Here is a 16,519-nt window from a genome sequence, read left to right on the forward strand (position 1 = left end):
TTGGCCGTTGTCGGGTCGCTTGTCAAGCGCTCCGTATGCGAACGACAGGCGGTGACCAAATTGACCTTTCCGGCCTACAAGCCCTGATATTCGAGGCGTCAGGGGTGATGACCAAACCGACCTTTCGGGACCGGTTCGGGCTTTTCGGCTGTCAGGACAAGACGTCCGTTTCGATTTTTGGGTCGAATTTTTCTGTGCGCGTCCGGTGCAGTCTCCGGCTCGACGATCGGACTACCGCCAGGGGTGGGGTCCGGCCCTACCCGCCGAGCGGCCCGGCGCATGGGTCGCCGAGCCGGGTAACTGTCTAATCAATACAGTGCAAGTCATTGATATTATGAGAACATATCGCCATAGTTGGGCACTGGTTGCGCACTTTCGACGGTTTTTGCGCGCCCGATGGCGATAGCTTCAAGCTTGCCGATAGCTTCCGCGATCTCTTCCGCCGTCATCTCGTGCGGCTCTTTCGCCTGTGCGCCGTCCTGCGCGCCGAGCGTGCGGTCATAGGCCAGTTTGACGGCCTGAACACGCGCGCCGGCAGGCGCTTTCGGATCGGCCAGGATCTCAGCGTGCACTCGCACAGCCAGCGGCAGAAGCTCGCTGAAGAGCTTTTCCGTCTGGATGCGTGCGATCTCGTTCAGGACTGCCGGACGCTGCATAGCCTTGTCCACGGCTCCCGACGAATACGAAACTTTCGCCTCGCTAGCCGCAAACTTGCGGTTTCCGGTCTCAGCCATAACTTCGGCGATACGTCTCTCTGCGTAGGTCATTTGACCGCCTTTTTGGGGCATTCTTCCACCTGCCTATTTGCCTTTTGCTCGACATGAGCATAACGGACAAAGTGTCCTTCTGCAAATTTTTCCTTATTGACAATGTATGTCGTGTATGACATACAACAGACATACAAACCAAACACCGAAGGAACAACGGCGAATGGAAACTCTCTGGACCTTTAAGACCGCACGTTTCACCGTCAAATGGCAAATCGAGATTGATGCCGGCTATCGCTATGACGGCGACGACGAAGACGGATCAATCCAAGCCGCGCTCGATTGCGGCGACATGGTCGCATTCGACAGCAAAATGTCAGTATGGCTCGACGGCGTCGAGATCGCAGCCGACTATCTCGGCGGATCGGTCTACTACGCGGACCAGATTGAAACCTTCCGCGACCACATTGGCATGAACGCAAAAGGCCACGGAAGCTATTTTTCCGACATGGTGCGCACCGTAGTCGCAGAAGCGCGCGCCACGCTCTGCAATGCTCCCCGTATTCGTTGCGCAGCGTAAATGTCCAGCTTAACGCCCGACGAAACCGACAAGGAACCAACGACCATGTATCAAGCCATCACAACGAAATTCCTCGGCCCGACCAACACCCGCGGCTCGCGCGTTCGCGCCACGGCACAGGCGGGTTCTGTAACGGTCCATTGGGACCATGCCCTGAACTGTGACGCAAACCATGATCGCGCCGCCGAGGCACTTGCCAAGAAATTCGGCTGGTATGGTGCATGGTTTGGCGGCGGGCTCGAACGCGGTAGCTGCTACGTGTGGGTGCCCTCGGCGGATGCCGACAGCAAGGGCGTTGCGTTCTACGTGCGCGGGGAGTGACCGACATGAACAGCTTCCAGAAATGGGCCGACGACTACGCCCGCGCATTCGGCTTTGTCGTCACGCTGCGCGGCAACTGGGTGGAACTGCACAAAGACGGCAAGACCTACGAATGCATGTCCGTGCAGGGCGTGCAGGCGGTTTGCGACGGAAAGGAAATCTGACCATGACGCGCACATGGCTCAAAGACGAGAACACTGGCGGGTGGAAATGCGAGATGCCCGACAACGTGACGCTGTTCGCCGTTCCAGTCCATCTGGCCCGTCACTCTTTCACGCCAAAACCATCGCGCGGAACACAATGGCGCGCCGGGTGCACTCATTGGGACGAAGCGACGCGAACGGCAACGCGGTTTGGACGCGACGCATATAACGAACTCCAGCCCGACGCGAACACGGCAAAAAGTCTTGCCGGGCTCTTGTATCGCGATGAGATGGCCGCTCGCAGCGCGGTCGTGAACGCGGAGCTATGATTTGGTTCCTTGCCCTATGCGCGCTAACCGTCCTGATCGTCAGCGCGCCGGCCCTCCTATTCGGACATTTTGTCCGCTGGCTTATCCACCGACTGAAAAGGCCGCCCCGCAAATAGGGCGGCCTTTTTCTTTGTGTCGGCCTTGTTTTCCCCAATTCGGAACCTTCAAAAATTCCGCCCTGCGCAATCCGGAAGACCTATAAAGGTGGTCTTCCGGAATTTCGCATTTGGGTTTGGCAATCTTCCGTTTCTTCCGTTTTCTTCCGCTTTGCGCTAACCTAATGATTTTTAATCGAAAATGCCTGTCTTCCGTTTTCTTCCGCTTTCTTCCTTTTTCGGACCGGAAGACCGAGCGGAATTCAATTCGGAAGACGCAAAATCTTCCGAATTGAGAGGCATTTCTTCGGACAGGATGTCCTGATCGGACAGAATGGCTTTGGATAGCTCACCGTCAGGTAATCCCCAAAAACCGCGCTTCGGTTGCGCTACATGGCCTTTCATTTTCAGGTTCCGCAGATGCGCGCGCACAAGTTCGGCGTTCATGCCAGACAGGATTTCCGCGCTGCTAGACATAAGTTGTTCCAAGGTAGCCCCTTGCCCCCGCAACGATGAGCCGACGAGGATATAAGCCAGCCCGCGCAATACGCGCGCTTCGGCGATGGTCGGCTCTCCTTTCTTCGCTTCGGCCTCTGCTTCGGCCTTCGGCACCAGGCGCACCGTGCACGACGTTATGCGGTCTCCGTCCTCGTCCATGCCGAGCGTGCGCACTTCCAAGGCAAAGGCCGACGACCATGACCGCTCCAGATCGCGTTGCTTCGTGACGGCGATTTGCCCCTCTTCCACCTCTATTTCGGTATCGGTCGCGGCCCGCAGCAGGGAATGGCCGCGCGCACCGTTGGCCTTGTTCTTGCCCGTGTGGTGCACGATCATCAGATGCGCACCCGTCGCGTTGCGGATGACGTCGAAATGCTTGACGATCGCGCCCATGTCCACGCTGGAATTCTCGTCGCCGCCCGCCAGCGCGCGGGACAGCGTGTCGACGACGATCAGCCCGATTGGCGCGCCGATGGCGCGCAGCGCCTCCAGAAATGGATTTAGATCAGCATCGGCGCGGCGCAGGTCCACGGGCGAGGGGAGAAGCAGGAAGGCCGACGGATCGGCCAGCGCACCGTATTTGTCCTTCAGGGCTTGGACGCGCCGTTTCGCGCCGTTGCCGCCCTCCGCGGCCACATAGACCACGCGGGCCTGAGTGGTGCGCATGCCCGCATAGTCGATGCCGGCGGCGACGTGATAGGCCACATCCATGAACACGAACGTCTTGCCGACGTTGCTGTCGCCGTAGCCCACGCTCATCGTACCCTGGTCGATGAAGCCCTTGATGAGGGGCCGGTTCGACGCGGCTTTCGCGGCCTCGGCCGCTTCATCGAAATTCAGGAAGACGAATTTGCTCGATTTTTCCTTAAGGGCATTTAGCTCAATTTGCTGCGCGAAGGGGTTCTGTTCGACCTCGCCGAGGTCGTCGAAGAAAGCACAGGCCGTCGTGAAGGCACCCTGGCTATGCGTGTCGGCGAGCTCGTAGAGCCAGCCCGCGCCGCGCCGGAAAGGCGGCTTCATCCGCTTCCAATCCGACTGCACGGTGTCCGGGTCATTGGTGCCGCCGGTCCACCGGTCGCACCATTCCTCGAAGAGCTCGAAGGCCTCGTGCTGGTTATCGGGCAGGGCGGCCTTGATGGCATAGCCGAAGTCTCTGTAAGCCTCGCGGGTCGGGAAGAGATCGGACGTGTTGGGCGTGGCGCGCACGGCGGCGCGGACGCGCTCCAGTTCGCCCCGCAGGGCGTTCTGGTTGACGTCGGTCGTCGCGCCTTCCTTGACGATGGGCGAGGCTGCCGGCAGCAGCGTGCGCAGGCGCTCCAGCAAGGCCGTCAGATCGGCTCCGGAGATATAGGGCACGTCGTCATAGGCCGGGACGCCCATCGGCCAGTCGTAGGGCTTGCCTGTCTTGGGGTGGATGCCGAGGGCGACGAACTGCCGGCCCTCCGCCAGGATCTCGACGCGATCGAGCAGCCGGCCCTTGTCGTCGCGCTCGCCGAACTCGATCCGGACATACCGGAAATCGGCGTCGGTGCGCACGAGGTAGCCGGCCTTTGGCTTGTTGCCGATGCGCACGAAGACGGTCGGCACGATCTCACGCAGGGCGTTGTAGATGATCTGCGCGTGGTCCGGGTTCGATGTGTCTGCGTCGATCAGCACGAGGCCGTTGCCGGTCTTGATGCCTACGCCGGCACCCATGCCGTGGTATCGGTGATAATCATCTTCGTTGGCCTCGTGCGGCAGCCAGTCGAAACCGTACCATTTGCCGTTGCGGCCCTTGACGCCGACGGCCTTGCCGCGGGGATCCGTGGCCTTGCCGATCTGGCGATGCAGCGACGAGGTCTCGGAGATCTCGGCGTTCGGTGGAATAATCGGGACCAGGCGCTTGTAGCCGAGCGCGGCCAGCCGCAGAAATGAATTCGTCGTCACCATGTTCATTCTTTTGACCACTGGCTTTCTGCGGCTTCGAGCGCCCGGCGAGCAACGGCGGCGCGGCCTTCCATCAACGATATCTCGCGGCGCTTACGCGCCCGGTAGCTGGCGCGGGCCTCGGCGATCGTCGGCAGCGCGTAGCGTTTGTTCCAGTTCAGATTGACGAACTTCTTGTCGTGCTCCGAATAACCCACCCACGCGCCGCAGGGCGTACGTTTCAAGACGGGAATTTCCATGAGCTCGACGGCGATCCTGCCGACGCCGGGTAGCGGGTCGCCCCATTCGTCACAGCCGCGCGAGTAAAGCACCTCGTAGTAGCGATACCAAACCTCGCTCATGCCGGCACCTGCTCGCCGTCGACGGGCGTCTTGGCCGACAGGAAATCCTCGACCTTCAGCTTCTGGAGCGGGCGGAACCGACGGGCCTTGAAGAAGGCTTCCGTGCGCACGCCAGCCGAAGTGATGCTGGGGTTGTGTATTTCGTTCAGCAGCAGAGCGACTTCACGGGTCTTCGGAGCGATAAGGACTTTGCGAACCGTATAGACTGTCCCGACGCTCGGAAACCGAACGCCGCGTTTCTCCCATTTCGCTTTATACCGTCCGGGGAAATCGAATTTGAAAACGACATGTTGGCCGACAACAAAGCCGCAATATCCTTGCGAGCCAATATCATTTCTGGTAGTCATGTCCTTGCCTTTCGTCGGTTTACGAGGGTCATGTCGAGGAGCGGCGGTTCTGCTTGGGGCCGCCGCTCTTCCGTTTTCGGTGCAGGGTGGCCGACAACATACGACAATGTCGGCCGACGTTGGAAGTCAAATCCGACTTGCGCGGCGTGCGATTTCCTCACGGGCTTTCTGCTGCGCCGCCCGCGCCCGTTCGCCGCTCCTGCGGCTGGCTTCGTTCTTGCGCTGCCGCTGGCGTTCCTCGTAGTCCGGATTGACCAGCTTCCACACGGCGACATGGGAAAGGCCCGTCTCTTCGCGGATCTGGCGCGCGGTCAGGCCGGCGGCGTGCAGTCGCGCGACCTCCACCCGCAGTTCCGGCGTCACGACCAGCGGAACCTTGGCGGCATGGATGCCGGCCTTGCGCCAGGCACTGAGCACGGAAGAGAAATGCACGCCGAGCATCATGCCGACGCGCGTGCAGGTGATCGAGGGGAACTGGTGCTTCACCGCGGCGCAGAGCTCGGTGCGGGCGCGCGAGCGCTTCGCGGCGACCAGGGCGGCCCGGTCGATGCCGCGTTGCAGGCACCAGAACTCGACGAAGGCGTGGGCGCTCGTCTTCGAGCTTTCCGCCAGCGCGCGGATGCGTTGCTGCGGCGTGCTCATCGTGCGCGGTCCATATGCTGCACGCCGATCCAGCAATCGCCGCACGCATCGCGGTCGGACGTGCAGCCGGCGACGGCCAGAAGGATAACACAGGCCGCTGTCAGCCGTGAAACAAGACAAATCATGCGAAGACCTCCAGATAGATCAGCCAAGCGAGGACATGGACGGCGATCGGGCCGAGCATGTCGAGGATGTTTTTCGGCCGCCACCACATGAACAGCCACGCCTTGGGCGAACCAGCCGGCAGATCCATGCCGGTCTCGCAGTCGCGCTTCTCGCGGCCCCAATACCACGCCAGCATGAGCGCCGACGCGAGCAGGAACGCACCCGGCGGCGTGAAGGACGACGCCTTGACGATCAGCGGCGTCAGCGCGCCGGAGACAAGGCCGGCTTCGAGGGCATGCCCCAGGTTCGATTTGTCGGGCTTCCACTCGCTGAACCAGTGCAGCTTGCCGTAGGTCTTCATGCGTCGTCTCCGTGAGTTTCGGGCGAGGAGGGGTAGGATCCAGTTGTTGCTCTGGCGACGGCGGCGCGCGCTGCCACGACCTGCTGCGTCGTGCACTGGAAGATGGATGCGCCGGCCCCGGCCGTTTCGTGGTTCGACAGGATGTCGGTCAGCGCCTTGAGGAGCTGGCCGTGCTGGCTCTTGATGAGGTCGATCGTCTCCCACGCCGCGAACGGGTCTTCCGGCTCGCCCATGTCGCTGGCGACGCGCAACATCTCTGCGGCAAGCGCGGCGACGGTTTCCGGGGCGGTATAGCCGGTGCCTTTGCAGGCTCCGCAGAGGAGCGACGGGTAGCCGACCGGGCAATCTTCGTCCTGCTCGATGGTCGTGCAAGGGCATTCGGTGAGCCTGTCACTCATCGGCCTGGCCTTTCTCGAAATGGGAGGGGCGATCCAACGATGTGCCGTGTCGCGGCCCGCGCCCGGCCGACCACTCGTGCCGGCAAGCGTTGCATTCGAAGGATGGGTTTCCGTAGAAGTCGGAGCCTGTCCGCGCGAAGCCGAGATGGCCGCACAGCGGGCACGACCGTTTCCGAGGAGTAACGAGGGTGCTACGCATCGCCACCCCCGGTGCCAGATGATGATGTGGCGGAACCGAGTACCGGATCGAGTGCACCCGTTTTCCATAGGTTCCACAGGATCGCGATTGCCTTTCCGTCGAACCGGTTGTTGTAGTTCCCGGTCTCGCCGTGATGGCATTGCGTGAGGTCGTTATAGGTCTCCAGAAAATAGCGCCCGTCGTCATTCAGGCACTCTTCGGAGACCTTGTCGCGAAGGGCGACAAGTGCAGCAATATGCTCCCGGCTCATCGGCGTGCATCCATCGCAAGCTGACGCTCCTGGCGCAGCGCCTCGTTGGCGGAGATCACGACGACCAGGCCCATCGAGCCGACGCAAGCGATCATGATGCACGCCATGAAGATCGGCGTGAAGACTTCGAGCCAGGACGGCTTCGACAGGTCGACCTCGATCTGCGGCGTCATGCAGAGCCGGTTCGTGTCGCAACGGCACGGGCCGTCCTCGTAGATGCAGATTTTGTCATTCGTCATTTCATACACCTTTCGTCTCGTCGGTTCAGTCGAAGATATCGGCCGTCGGAGCGGCCGGCTTGGGTTCGTCGGGCGGCAGGGCGATCGCCAGGACGTCGGCCTCGCTCGCGCCATGGAAGGCGAAGAGCCCGCCGTCGGGCGTCATGATTTCCAGCGTCACCGCGCCGCCCGGTTCCAGCGCATAGAGGGCGAAACCGCAGTCCGGGTTCGCCGCCCGCGCCTCGTCAATCGAAGACGGAGGGCGTGTCATCGGACAACCTCGCGATCATTTGTTGGCGGAGAACGCTGTTGATCGCCCGCAGCGTCATGTGATCGAGGCAGTGGCGCAGCAAGCCGTTGATCAGCTGTGATCGGCTGGGTGCGACGCAGGATGTCGCGACGTCGTCCAGGCGGTCCTGCAAGTCGGTCGGCATGTAGATAGCCGTCCGATCCCGCTTGTAGACGGTCACGCGCCGCTTCGGCTTGGCCGGCGGTGAGGTCGTTTTCCGTTTCTTCATCATCGCTCCTTTGTCGCTTGACGTGTCGACATATGTATGTCAGATGTATGTCGTTGTCAACATACAAAACAGACATTGGAGGCGACAGTGTGACAGGTTGACCGGAACAGGTTCGCGGGCCGGTCCACGAGCAATCCCGAACCAAAATTTTAAACCGACAAAAGGAAAAGATGATGCGTGTCGTCATAGTGCACCCGGAAATGGGCATTTACCTCGGAAGCTGCTTCGGTCTCGGCTTCTTCTCCCTTCTCGATTGCGCTGGGCAGACAGCCGCTTGCACATTCGAGGATGAGTGCGATGCGCGCGCTTGCGTCTCTTCGCGGTCTGAAAACGGCGACCCCGACGCTTACGGGTATGTTCCTGTAGCCGCCAAGGCATGGGCTGAAATCATGGATCTTGAAGCCGCCGGGCTCGGTGAATTCACAGGACCGATGAAAGACGAGGCGCTGCGCGCCATGCAGCCGGCGGGGCACTCGTGAGGAGCAATTGTCAGAATGAAAGGGAGGCGACGCCCTTTGCCCGATCCGTTCGGTAATCCCGGATTGTAGGTAGGCCCGCCCGCTGAGGGCGGGTCGCTTCGTTGCGTTTGTCCGGCTTGTCGGTTATTGTCCGTCGAGATTTCCGACGGAGCGCTGATTTATGGCCCCCACCAAGTACTATCCCGGCTATTCCTACAGTGGATGGCAGGCCAGCAATCCCGCAAAGCCGCTGCCGGCTCCGCAGATCGACAACGATCTCGCCAACATCTCCCGCTCGATTAACGAGATCATCGACGCGGGCACGGGCGGCGGTGGGCCCGGCCCGACCCCCGGCACCGTGACGACGGATACCGTCGAGAACAAGAGCGGGCTCGCCGGCACGATGCTGACAAGCACGCTGAACGGCGTGAACGCACGGCTTCTGTCGCTCGAAAGCGGCAGTGGCGGGGAGGGCGGAGCGTCCTTCTACTTCGCCTCCCGCGATGCAGCGGCCGCCGCGTCGCCCGGTGCGGCCGAGATGCTGATGGTCCTGCATGCCGAGCGTGTCCTCTTCTACGAAAAGATCGACAGCGGCAACGCCTATCCGGCCCTCACAACCGCGGACGACCAGAAGTGGGGGCCGGCGGATCGGCAGATGACGCCGCTGCATTGGGGCGCGGCCGGCGACTACACGACCGACGATCACGGCCCCGTGCAGGCCATGCTGAACTTCCTGTCGGCCGGTTCCAGCATGCCCGACAACCACGCCGCCGGGCGCACATGGACGATCACGGGCGCCGGGAAGAAATATGCCGTGTCGAAGCCGGTCTGCGTCGGTAATGTCGGCACGGGCGCCGGCATGCTCTACTACGGCAACGTCGAAGACCTGCACCTGAAGGCCATTCAGGGCGCCTATAACTGGTCGACCGCCATCGGGATCGGCAGCGAAGTCCCGTCGAACGTCCTCGTTCTCGCCTACCAGTTCAATTTCAACGCCGACGACAGCAACACGGGCATCTACAAGGTCGCCTTCGAGCGCGTCACGATCGACTGCAACTTCCTGACCGGCGGCATCTACCTCCAGAACACCACGCAGCTGTCATTCCGTGATGTCGGCATCGACTTCATCGGCAAAAATCGTTGCGGTTTCGAAACGTCCATCGGTCTGGCTGGCTACAATCCGCGCGGATACCGCACGGTCAACGGCGCGCTACTGGTCGAGAACGTCAACATTCAGGGCTATGTGGAAGAGGCGCCGAAGTTCGGCGGCCAGGTCTACCCGACGGGGGAAGATCAGGTCTCCATGAACACGATCGCCTTCAAGATCCAGACGAACGACGCGCGCTACCATCAGATCATCTGCTCGCGCGTCACGCGCGCCATGCAGATTGAATATTGCGGCGCGATCCAGTTCAACGACATCCACCCCTGGTCGCGCGAGGTCTATATCGGCCCGACGACGAACAACCTCATGTGGTCGAACTGCTATTTCGACTACACGCGCGTCATTATCGATGGCGGCGCGATCAACAACTGGAACCACTATTTCGTCGGCTGCCACTGGATCCTCGGGACGTCCGACCGCGGGCTGGAACTGCGCACGCAGGTCGAAGACACGACGGGCTACGGCCTTATCTTCGCCGGCTGCCGCTTCAAGGGCGACGGCAACGACCTCGACATCGAATGCACCGCCAGTGGCACGGGCTTCTGGCGCGGTGTCCGTGACCGCGAATATCATCTGGCCGGCTGCCAATTTGCGCCGAATTCATCGCCCGAGGCGTTCTTCAAGGCCGGCAAATACATCACCGTCGACGCCGAGGAAGGGCATACCTATTTCCGGCATACGGCCGACGGGGCCGGCCGCACGGAAGTGGCGGGGAATTTCATCTTCACGGGCAAAGCGCGCTTCAGCGGCGGTTCGTCCGGCTATTACATGCAGTGGCAGTCCGGCGCCGAGCCCGGCACCGAGGGCGGCATCTACATGACCGCTTCCGGCGTCCTGGCGCTGGAGAACAAATACGGCAGCGGCGACATCGCATTCGGAGTGACGTCGAATTGGGGCGTCAGCCGGATCAAGGCCGACGGTTCGGCGCAGTTCTACGGCCTCGCCAACGTCAATTCGGCCTCCGCTGGCATGAAGGTCGGCCGCGGCAGCCTGTCGCGCTCGATCAATGCCGGCGGCACCATCAACGCCAGCGGCGCCGACTACGCCGAGTATCATGAGGTCATCGAAGAGCTTTGGGGTAACGTGCCGAAGGGCGCGATCCTCGGCTTCAATGCCGACGGCCTGCTGACGGATCGCTACGACGACGTGGTCGGCCGCTTCGTGATCAAGTCGACCGATCCGAACCTCGTTGGTGCTGACCGATGGGGCACGGAAGAGGCCATCGTCGCGAAGTACGGCGTGGAGCCGGTCGGCGAGCAGCCGGAGTTGCGGGCCGCCACTGGCGAGCAGGATGCGCTCGTCGCGCAGGCCGAGTTCGAGACCGCCAATGCGGCCTACGAGGCGCGCCGCACGGCCCTGTTGGCGGCCTTGGAGACGGAGCGCGTGCGCTACGACCGCATCGCCAAGGCAGGCTTCGTGCCGGTCAACGTGCAGGCCGTGCCGGCGGATATCGGGAAATATCTGGTGCCAGCGCGGGCCGGGGATGGTTCGGTAACGGCCGACATCGTGGCTCCGGCTGATATCACGCTCGGCCAGTATGTCGGCGCGATCGGCGTGATCATCGGCGTCGAGCCGGACGGGCGTGCCTCCGTCGAGGTCAAGCCGGTCTAGCCGTGCCCTGAATGTAGGTTAAAACGGGCCGATGTCGGCCACGAAAGCGGACGGAGTTGAAGCATGGTCGTGCCGATCGAGAACCAGAAGAACATCAAGAACGTCCTGCGGAGCGGCGCGACGAAGCTGTTCGGGGTCGACAGCCTGGGGCGCGCCGCCTTCCGGAACGTGGCGGATTTTCTGACATGGGAAGCTCTCGGCGGGAAAGCCGACAAGGAGAACGCCGCGCTGGAGGGACAGCCCACGGCGCCGACGCCGAACACGGCCGACAAGTCCGATCGTCTCGCAACAACCGCCTATGTGAAGGACGCTCTTGCTGCGATCACGCCGGTTGAACGGTCGACGGCCGAAGAGGTCGCCGACGGCGTGCTGAACGACAAATACGTGACGCCGGCCGGGTTAAAGCCTTCTCTTGACAAGACCCGGATCACGTCGATGGAAGAGAAGGCAGACGCCGTTACCTATGAGACGCTGACGGCGCTGGGGGAGGATGATACCGACAACGAAAAGGTTGCTGTGAAGCGCCTCTTCGAGCCTGGCGGCACAATGGCGTTTAAGGTGCTGTCCGACGCACAGGTGGCAGAGATCCCGGCGGCTGTAAGGCGCACCGTCATTGACGATGTAAACTACGTACGTTCCGCGGAGGAGCCGTCGCATGACCTGAAGTTTCGCTCCGCAGACCGTTGGACTGATGATGGCGACCATGACAGTGCCAATGGTGGATGGTGGATGGTGGACGGCACCAAGCCGTTTGCGTTTGCCACGCGAGGCGAATTGTTAGGCGCGCAAGCAGGTATCAACGGCATTTTGTATGACGGGCAGATCGCTACCGCCAATGGCATACCGTACATGCGGCAGCGCGGGGCGGCCCTCATTCCCGACATGCCGGGTTGGCTTCCCGCTGGAGAACTGTATGTTGAACACTTCGGCAATGTTACCGTTATGGATAACGGCGACCTGCTTGCGACCGCAATCACTGCTGCGGCAAATGGTAAGGCGAAGCTGCGAGCCAAGTCCGCCCTTCTACCGGTCGTTACGCCCGTAAAGACCTATCACTACGACGGCGAGATCGTCGATGTCGATTTTAGCGGCACCATAATCGCGCCGACTGCCGAATTCCCCGCTGGTGAGATGGTGTTGCGTATCAATGCGATGGATGAGGGTCTAAGGCTGAGTTGGAGTGGTGGCGAGATCGACGGCAGATTGATGCCTGGTCTGGTTCCCGGTTTCGCGCCTGATCTTCTCCGCATTCACGGCCCCTGGGAACACGTCATTATAAAACGCGGGGTCTTCCGGAACAACGACGAAGGTGGGGCGGCCGGCGATAGCGGCGTGATCGCGTATGGCGCTAAGAACATTTACATTGACGACTGCGATTTTTTCGGCGCTGTTGACGCATCGATCTACGTCTCTGGAGACCCGCTCACAGGCGTCGGGGAAAACCTGCATGTAACCCGCTGCCGGTTCCAGTACGCTAACGTCGGCGTCATCGCCAAACGTGAGTTCAAGCACACGACATGCGATGGGAACGATTTTATCGATTGCCTTTATGGAACGATTATCGGCGGGGAGGCTGATCTCACCCTGCTTCCTGGCAAGCGCGGCAGAATTTCTGGCAACCGCTACACGCGTGTCACCTATCCTATTGAGGCGCGCATATCCGACTACACTTTGATCTACGGCAACAGGATCGAGGAGTGGGGCGACATCGCCGGTTCACCAGTCAATGCCGGAGCAATCGTGCTGCGGGGTTCAAAGCACTGTCAGGTCTTTGGCAATGTGATCCAGCGATCAACGGCATCGCACGCGAGCGCGGCGGCAGTGCGTGTACAGCAGTTCATCTACGCTGGATCGACCTACAACTCTGAATACAATCAGGTCTTCGGAAACAACATAAAAAACGCTGCCTTTGGGATACAGGAAGGAACAGGATCAGGCTATAATCTTTATGGACCTAACCTATTTCTAGCTGTCACTACGCCGCATACTATAGTGGGCGGCTTGACGGAAGTCTTCCAACCCCCACGCAAGACTACTCCGGCGTCAGCGACGGCGGCGGGAATTCGAGGGGAAATAGCTTATAACGATAGCTATTTATATATAGCTACCAGCACAAATGCGTGGAAGCGCGTAGCCATTGCAACGTGGTAAAAGGCTAAAACTGTATAGGCTCTCCCGCCCGCGCTCGCGTCTAGTTGGAGGAGGGCACCAAAAGACCCGGCCGAGCGCCCTATCGCTCAACCGGGTCTCTCGGCCGCCTGTCGGTTTGACGACCTCATAACTCAATCAGATCATCGGAGTTTCAATGTTAATTCAGGATAACCGGATCATCGCGGCGGCGCCCAATCGCTCCGCTCTTGATATTCTCAAGCGTTTTTTCAACAAGCTCTCGTCCTCCGCCGGAGTGGAGTGCGGTCAGGAACCTCAGGGTATTCTCTGCCGGTCCGGCAAATTCCCATTGGCAGCCGGCGAAGGAATTGTTTTTCAGTGTCGGTGGCATGAGCCCGGAAAAAAGTAAAAGGCAGTTCTCGAAGGTACAGCTTTCGAACGTTCCACCGTCCAAGTTGATGGTCGTGTCTTTGAACTTCTTGTTGAATGCCAGCATGACAAACCCTCCGTTGAGGTTGTGATCTTGCTGCCTGTTTAATTGGGAGTCTATATCCACCCGAAAAAGAAGCCGACTATCGCCCTTTCCGCCTGCAATTCGCTGGTTCGACAGTCTTGAGCGATACGACCGGCCCGGCCGCTCCTTTTACCGTGCGTCGTCCGAAAACTCCATCTCCCTCCCGTCGCCTCCGTGCGCGACGGCACCTAGCCGCTTAGGCGGCGCTTTTTATCGCAGCTATCACTCTTTCCGGTAGCGCTTCCCGCGCCAGCCGCCGGCCGTCAGCGGCAGGCCGTCGGCCCATGCCGGCAGTTCGCAGATCAGTCGCTCGAATTCCCTGACGTCGCCGAAGCCTCGATCGACCTCGGCCAGGATCTCGTCGTAGACGGTCGCCACGACCGAATAGCCCGCTCCTTCTGCCTTCCACATACCGTTCACGAGCAGATCGCGCGCCGTGCCCTGCGTGTTGTTCTCCTGCGCAAGGCCGCCATAGAGGGCGAAGCGCTCCCATTTCTTCGTCACCGAATTGACGCCGAGCGCCGTCACCTTCTGCTTCGTGGCGCCCTGTATCTGGCATTCGCCCTTGCGCTCCAGCGCCTCGGCAACTTCGCGCTCCATGACCTCGGCGTCGGCCCATTCCCCGTCGATCTTGCGCTTCGCCCACACCTGATCCTTCAGGCGCGGCGAGCCATAGGCGAGGCAGCGGCCGGACGGCAGTTGCGCCCACAGGAAACCCTTGGCGACGAGGTATTTCGTCCGGGCGGCCTGCGCGACCGTGCCGGGGTTCTGGATGGCCGAGCGGATGGCGTCCTCCAGATCGTACCAAGATTGACGGATCTTCGGATTGGCAGCGCGCCAGCCCTGAACGATGACCCAACAGGCCAGCCACGCTTCGCGGGACAACATCAATGCCGTTTGCTCCTTGCGCTTCAGGCTAGCCTCGTAGCGCTTGACTGCCTTTCCGCGCATTTCCTCGTCGGCGTTCTCCCAAATGGCCGGGTAGAGCGCGTCAAGGTTGACGTTGTAATTCCTCGCCATCGCGAGGAAGGCCGCCACAGATCCTTGGAAACCGCAGGCCAGTTCCGAGACCTTGCCGACGCTCTGGCGCGCCCAATGCTTCTTCGTGACGACTTCGAGCGGCAGGTTCAGGATCGAGGCGGCCGTCTGCCGGTAGAGGTCCGGAATGGACGGATCGTTGATGATGTCGAACATCGCCTTCAGCTTCCAGTCCTCGCCGGAGAGCCAGGCGATGACCGCGCCTTCGATGCCGGAATAGTCGGCCTGGATGAATTCCTTGCCCGGCCCTGCCCACACGAAGCCACGGATGGCGTCGGATATCAGATGCAGGGGGCGGCCAAGCTGGTCGCCATACAGGAATTTCAGCCAGTCCGGATCCTCGCGGCGGAAAGCATCGAATAGGACGGACAGGCGCGGATGGGCCTCTTCGAACTCCCGGCGGGGGCGCGGCATGTTGTTGAAGTTAACGCCCTGGCTTTGGAAGCGGCCCGTGCCGGCGGCGTGGTAGCTCGACGTCCCGCGCACACGGCCATCGTCGTTCGCCATAGCCAACATGGCGTTCAGCTTGGAAACGCTCGTCTTGGCGGCCTCCTGGCGGATTTCGAGCGCCTTGCGGACCTGTTGCGGCACGTCATCGAAGGCCAGCAGGTCGACGATGTCGGCCTTGCCTGCCGACGACAGGTCAACGCCCTGCGCCTGAACCCACTCGACGAGCTTGCCGGGCTGCGAGCACGCCGGCACATAGCCGCCCGTGACGACCCGCATTTCGCGGTCCAGCAGCTTCTTGGCCTTCTCGGCGATGGCGAGGGCCGACTGTGCGGACTGACGGTCGATGCGGATACCGCGCCGGTTGATCTTCAGGTTCAGCGTCCAGAGCCGCTGTTCCGCGTCGGAGAGCGGCACGATACGGCGAGCGATGGCCTCTTCGACCTCGACGTCGCGCCGGCAGTAGTCGCAGAACTTCTGCCAGTCCTCCGGGTGATCCTTCGGGTCGTTGAAGGTGCCGTCGCGCTTCGGGACGGAGAACTTGCGAATGAGGCGGGTGCCCTCCTTGTCCTTCTGGATTTCCAGCCCGAGCGCCTGCGCGGCGTCGCCGAGCGCCCGCGGCAGCGACATGGCCGCAGCTGCGGCCATCGTGTCTACGTACTGCTCGATCTTGGGGCGCGGCCAGCCGTGACGGTCGGCCAGCAGGTCGAAGCCAAGGGCCTCGAAGTTGGCGTTCCATGCATGGATCGCCGCGCCCGCCTCTATCGCGCGGCACAGATCGGCCGGCGCGGGCTGGTCGTAGGTCCACAGTTGCAGCGGCCCGTCGTCGATCCGGTAGGCACACATGAGCACTTCGGTCTGCGGGTGCTCGAAGTAGACATAGGCTCCGTGCTTCTTCAGATCGACGGGGCTGCGGGTCTCGAAGTCGGCCGATACCTTCATCCGAAAATCCCTCCTTTGTCAGCCGTCATTTCAGACAGGCCAAGGCGGCGTTTGGCGATCTCGAAATACTTCTCGTCCCTTTCAATGCCGATGAAAGAACGGCCTGTATTAATGCACGCGACGCCTGTTGTTCCTGATCCCATAGTGTTATCTAGCACCACGTCGCCTTCATCCGTGTAGGTGCGGATCATATACTCCATAAGCCCTACTGGTTTTTGCGTAGGGTGGACCGTCCCACTTTCCGAAGCGAACTCCAG

Annotated in this window: 21 protein-coding genes; 7 read left to right on the forward strand and 14 right to left on the reverse strand. The window is 61.3% G+C overall.

The window, feature by feature from the left end:
* Positions 1-332: 332 nt before the first annotated feature.
* Positions 333-767 carry a hypothetical protein gene (locus AABQ55_RS05420; protein WP_338341860.1) on the reverse strand — a complete coding sequence of 145 codons (435 nt, stop codon included), beginning with the start codon at positions 765-767 and terminating at the stop codon, positions 333-335.
* A 163-nt stretch (positions 768-930) separates the two neighbouring features.
* On the opposite strand from AABQ55_RS05420, the gene AABQ55_RS05425 reads away from it, so the two are divergent.
* Genes AABQ55_RS05425 through AABQ55_RS05440 form a run of 4 tightly spaced genes read left to right on the forward strand, consistent with a single transcriptional unit; the run spans position 931 to position 2,080 of the window.
* Entirely contained in the window at positions 931-1,287 is a 357-nt protein-coding gene (locus tag AABQ55_RS05425) for a hypothetical protein (protein ID WP_338341861.1), read from the forward strand.
* A gap of 45 nt (positions 1,288-1,332) precedes the next feature.
* Positions 1,333-1,608 carry a hypothetical protein gene (locus AABQ55_RS05430; RefSeq protein WP_338341862.1) on the forward strand — a complete coding sequence of 92 codons (276 nt, stop codon included), beginning with the start codon at positions 1,333-1,335 and terminating at the stop codon, positions 1,606-1,608.
* Between the two features lie 5 nt (positions 1,609-1,613).
* A complete protein-coding gene (locus AABQ55_RS05435; RefSeq protein ID WP_338341863.1) occupies positions 1,614-1,772 on the forward strand; it encodes a hypothetical protein in 159 nt (52 codons plus the stop codon).
* Positions 1,773-1,774: 2 nt separating this feature from the next.
* On the forward strand, positions 1,775-2,080 hold the full coding sequence (locus tag AABQ55_RS05440; protein ID WP_338341864.1) for a hypothetical protein: 306 nt from the start codon (positions 1,775-1,777) through the stop codon (positions 2,078-2,080).
* Positions 2,081-2,367: 287 nt separating this feature from the next.
* Here AABQ55_RS05440 and AABQ55_RS05445 read toward each other — a convergent pair whose 3' ends face one another.
* The 10 genes from AABQ55_RS05445 to AABQ55_RS05490 all read right to left on the reverse strand — a co-directional run bounded on the left by AABQ55_RS05445 (position 2,368) and on the right by AABQ55_RS05490 (position 7,978).
* Positions 2,368-4,602 carry an AAA family ATPase gene (locus AABQ55_RS05445; protein ID WP_338341865.1) on the reverse strand — a complete coding sequence of 745 codons (2,235 nt, stop codon included), beginning with the start codon at positions 4,600-4,602 and terminating at the stop codon, positions 2,368-2,370.
* 2 nt (positions 4,603-4,604) lie between these two features.
* Positions 4,605-4,940 carry a hypothetical protein gene (locus AABQ55_RS05450; protein WP_338341866.1) on the reverse strand — a complete coding sequence of 112 codons (336 nt, stop codon included), beginning with the start codon at positions 4,938-4,940 and terminating at the stop codon, positions 4,605-4,607.
* A complete protein-coding gene (locus tag AABQ55_RS05455) occupies positions 4,937-5,287 on the reverse strand; it encodes a hypothetical protein (RefSeq protein ID WP_338341867.1) in 351 nt (116 codons plus the stop codon). Before AABQ55_RS05455 ends, AABQ55_RS05450 begins: the two co-directional genes overlap by 4 nt.
* A 126-nt stretch (positions 5,288-5,413) precedes the next feature.
* Positions 5,414-5,929, reverse strand: a complete 516-nt coding sequence (locus AABQ55_RS05460) for a hypothetical protein (protein ID WP_338341868.1) — start codon at positions 5,927-5,929, stop codon at positions 5,414-5,416.
* Positions 5,930-6,050: 121 nt separating this feature from the next.
* Positions 6,051-6,395 carry a hypothetical protein gene (locus tag AABQ55_RS05465; protein ID WP_338341869.1) on the reverse strand — a complete coding sequence of 115 codons (345 nt, stop codon included), beginning with the start codon at positions 6,393-6,395 and terminating at the stop codon, positions 6,051-6,053.
* The gene (locus AABQ55_RS05470) at positions 6,392-6,793 is read right to left on the reverse strand and encodes a hypothetical protein (RefSeq protein ID WP_338341870.1); all 402 of its coding nucleotides are present in this window, start codon (positions 6,791-6,793) and stop codon (positions 6,392-6,394) included. Before AABQ55_RS05470 ends, AABQ55_RS05465 begins: the two co-directional genes overlap by 4 nt.
* Positions 6,794-6,984: 191 nt before the next feature.
* A complete protein-coding gene (locus tag AABQ55_RS05475) occupies positions 6,985-7,242 on the reverse strand; it encodes a hypothetical protein (RefSeq protein WP_338341871.1) in 258 nt (85 codons plus the stop codon).
* Positions 7,239-7,481 carry a hypothetical protein gene (locus AABQ55_RS05480; RefSeq protein WP_338341872.1) on the reverse strand — a complete coding sequence of 81 codons (243 nt, stop codon included), beginning with the start codon at positions 7,479-7,481 and terminating at the stop codon, positions 7,239-7,241. The genes AABQ55_RS05475 and AABQ55_RS05480 overlap by 4 nt, the downstream gene beginning before the upstream one ends.
* 25 nt (positions 7,482-7,506) lie before the next feature.
* Complete coding sequence (locus AABQ55_RS05485) at positions 7,507-7,731, reverse strand: hypothetical protein (protein ID WP_338341873.1); 225 nt, start codon at positions 7,729-7,731, stop codon at positions 7,507-7,509.
* Complete coding sequence (locus AABQ55_RS05490) at positions 7,706-7,978, reverse strand: hypothetical protein (RefSeq protein WP_338341874.1); 273 nt, start codon at positions 7,976-7,978, stop codon at positions 7,706-7,708. Before AABQ55_RS05490 ends, AABQ55_RS05485 begins: the two co-directional genes overlap by 26 nt.
* 173 nt (positions 7,979-8,151) lie before the next feature.
* On the opposite strand from AABQ55_RS05490, the gene AABQ55_RS05495 reads away from it, so the two are divergent.
* From AABQ55_RS05495 to AABQ55_RS05505, 3 genes are all read left to right on the forward strand, one after another.
* Positions 8,152-8,457, forward strand: coding sequence for a hypothetical protein (locus tag AABQ55_RS05495; RefSeq protein WP_338417065.1), 306 nt, complete (start codon positions 8,152-8,154; stop codon positions 8,455-8,457).
* Positions 8,458-8,617: 160 nt separating this feature from the next.
* Positions 8,618-11,212 (forward strand): hypothetical protein, encoded by a 2,595-nt coding sequence (locus tag AABQ55_RS05500; protein WP_338341876.1) that lies wholly within the window; start codon positions 8,618-8,620, stop codon positions 11,210-11,212.
* 63 nt (positions 11,213-11,275) lie between these two features.
* Positions 11,276-13,363: a right-handed parallel beta-helix repeat-containing protein gene (locus AABQ55_RS05505; RefSeq protein ID WP_338341877.1), complete on the forward strand. Its 2,088-nt coding sequence runs from the start codon at positions 11,276-11,278 to the stop codon at positions 13,361-13,363.
* Positions 13,364-13,520: 157 nt separating this feature from the next.
* Here AABQ55_RS05505 and AABQ55_RS05510 read toward each other — a convergent pair whose 3' ends face one another.
* The 3 genes from AABQ55_RS05510 to AABQ55_RS05520 form a co-directional block, all read right to left on the reverse strand.
* Entirely contained in the window at positions 13,521-13,817 is a 297-nt protein-coding gene (locus AABQ55_RS05510) for a hypothetical protein (protein ID WP_338341878.1), read from the reverse strand.
* A gap of 240 nt (positions 13,818-14,057) precedes the next feature.
* A complete protein-coding gene (locus tag AABQ55_RS05515; protein ID WP_338341879.1) occupies positions 14,058-16,262 on the reverse strand; it encodes a DNA polymerase in 2,205 nt (734 codons plus the stop codon).
* Positions 16,259-16,519 (reverse strand): DNA-methyltransferase, encoded by a 261-nt coding sequence (locus tag AABQ55_RS05520; protein WP_338341910.1) that lies wholly within the window; start codon positions 16,517-16,519, stop codon positions 16,259-16,261. The genes AABQ55_RS05515 and AABQ55_RS05520 overlap by 4 nt, the downstream gene beginning before the upstream one ends.

The sequence above is a fragment of the Shinella sp. WSD5-1 genome, from assembly GCF_963942435.1.
Lineage (GTDB): Bacteria > Pseudomonadota > Alphaproteobacteria > Rhizobiales > Rhizobiaceae > Shinella > Shinella yambaruensis.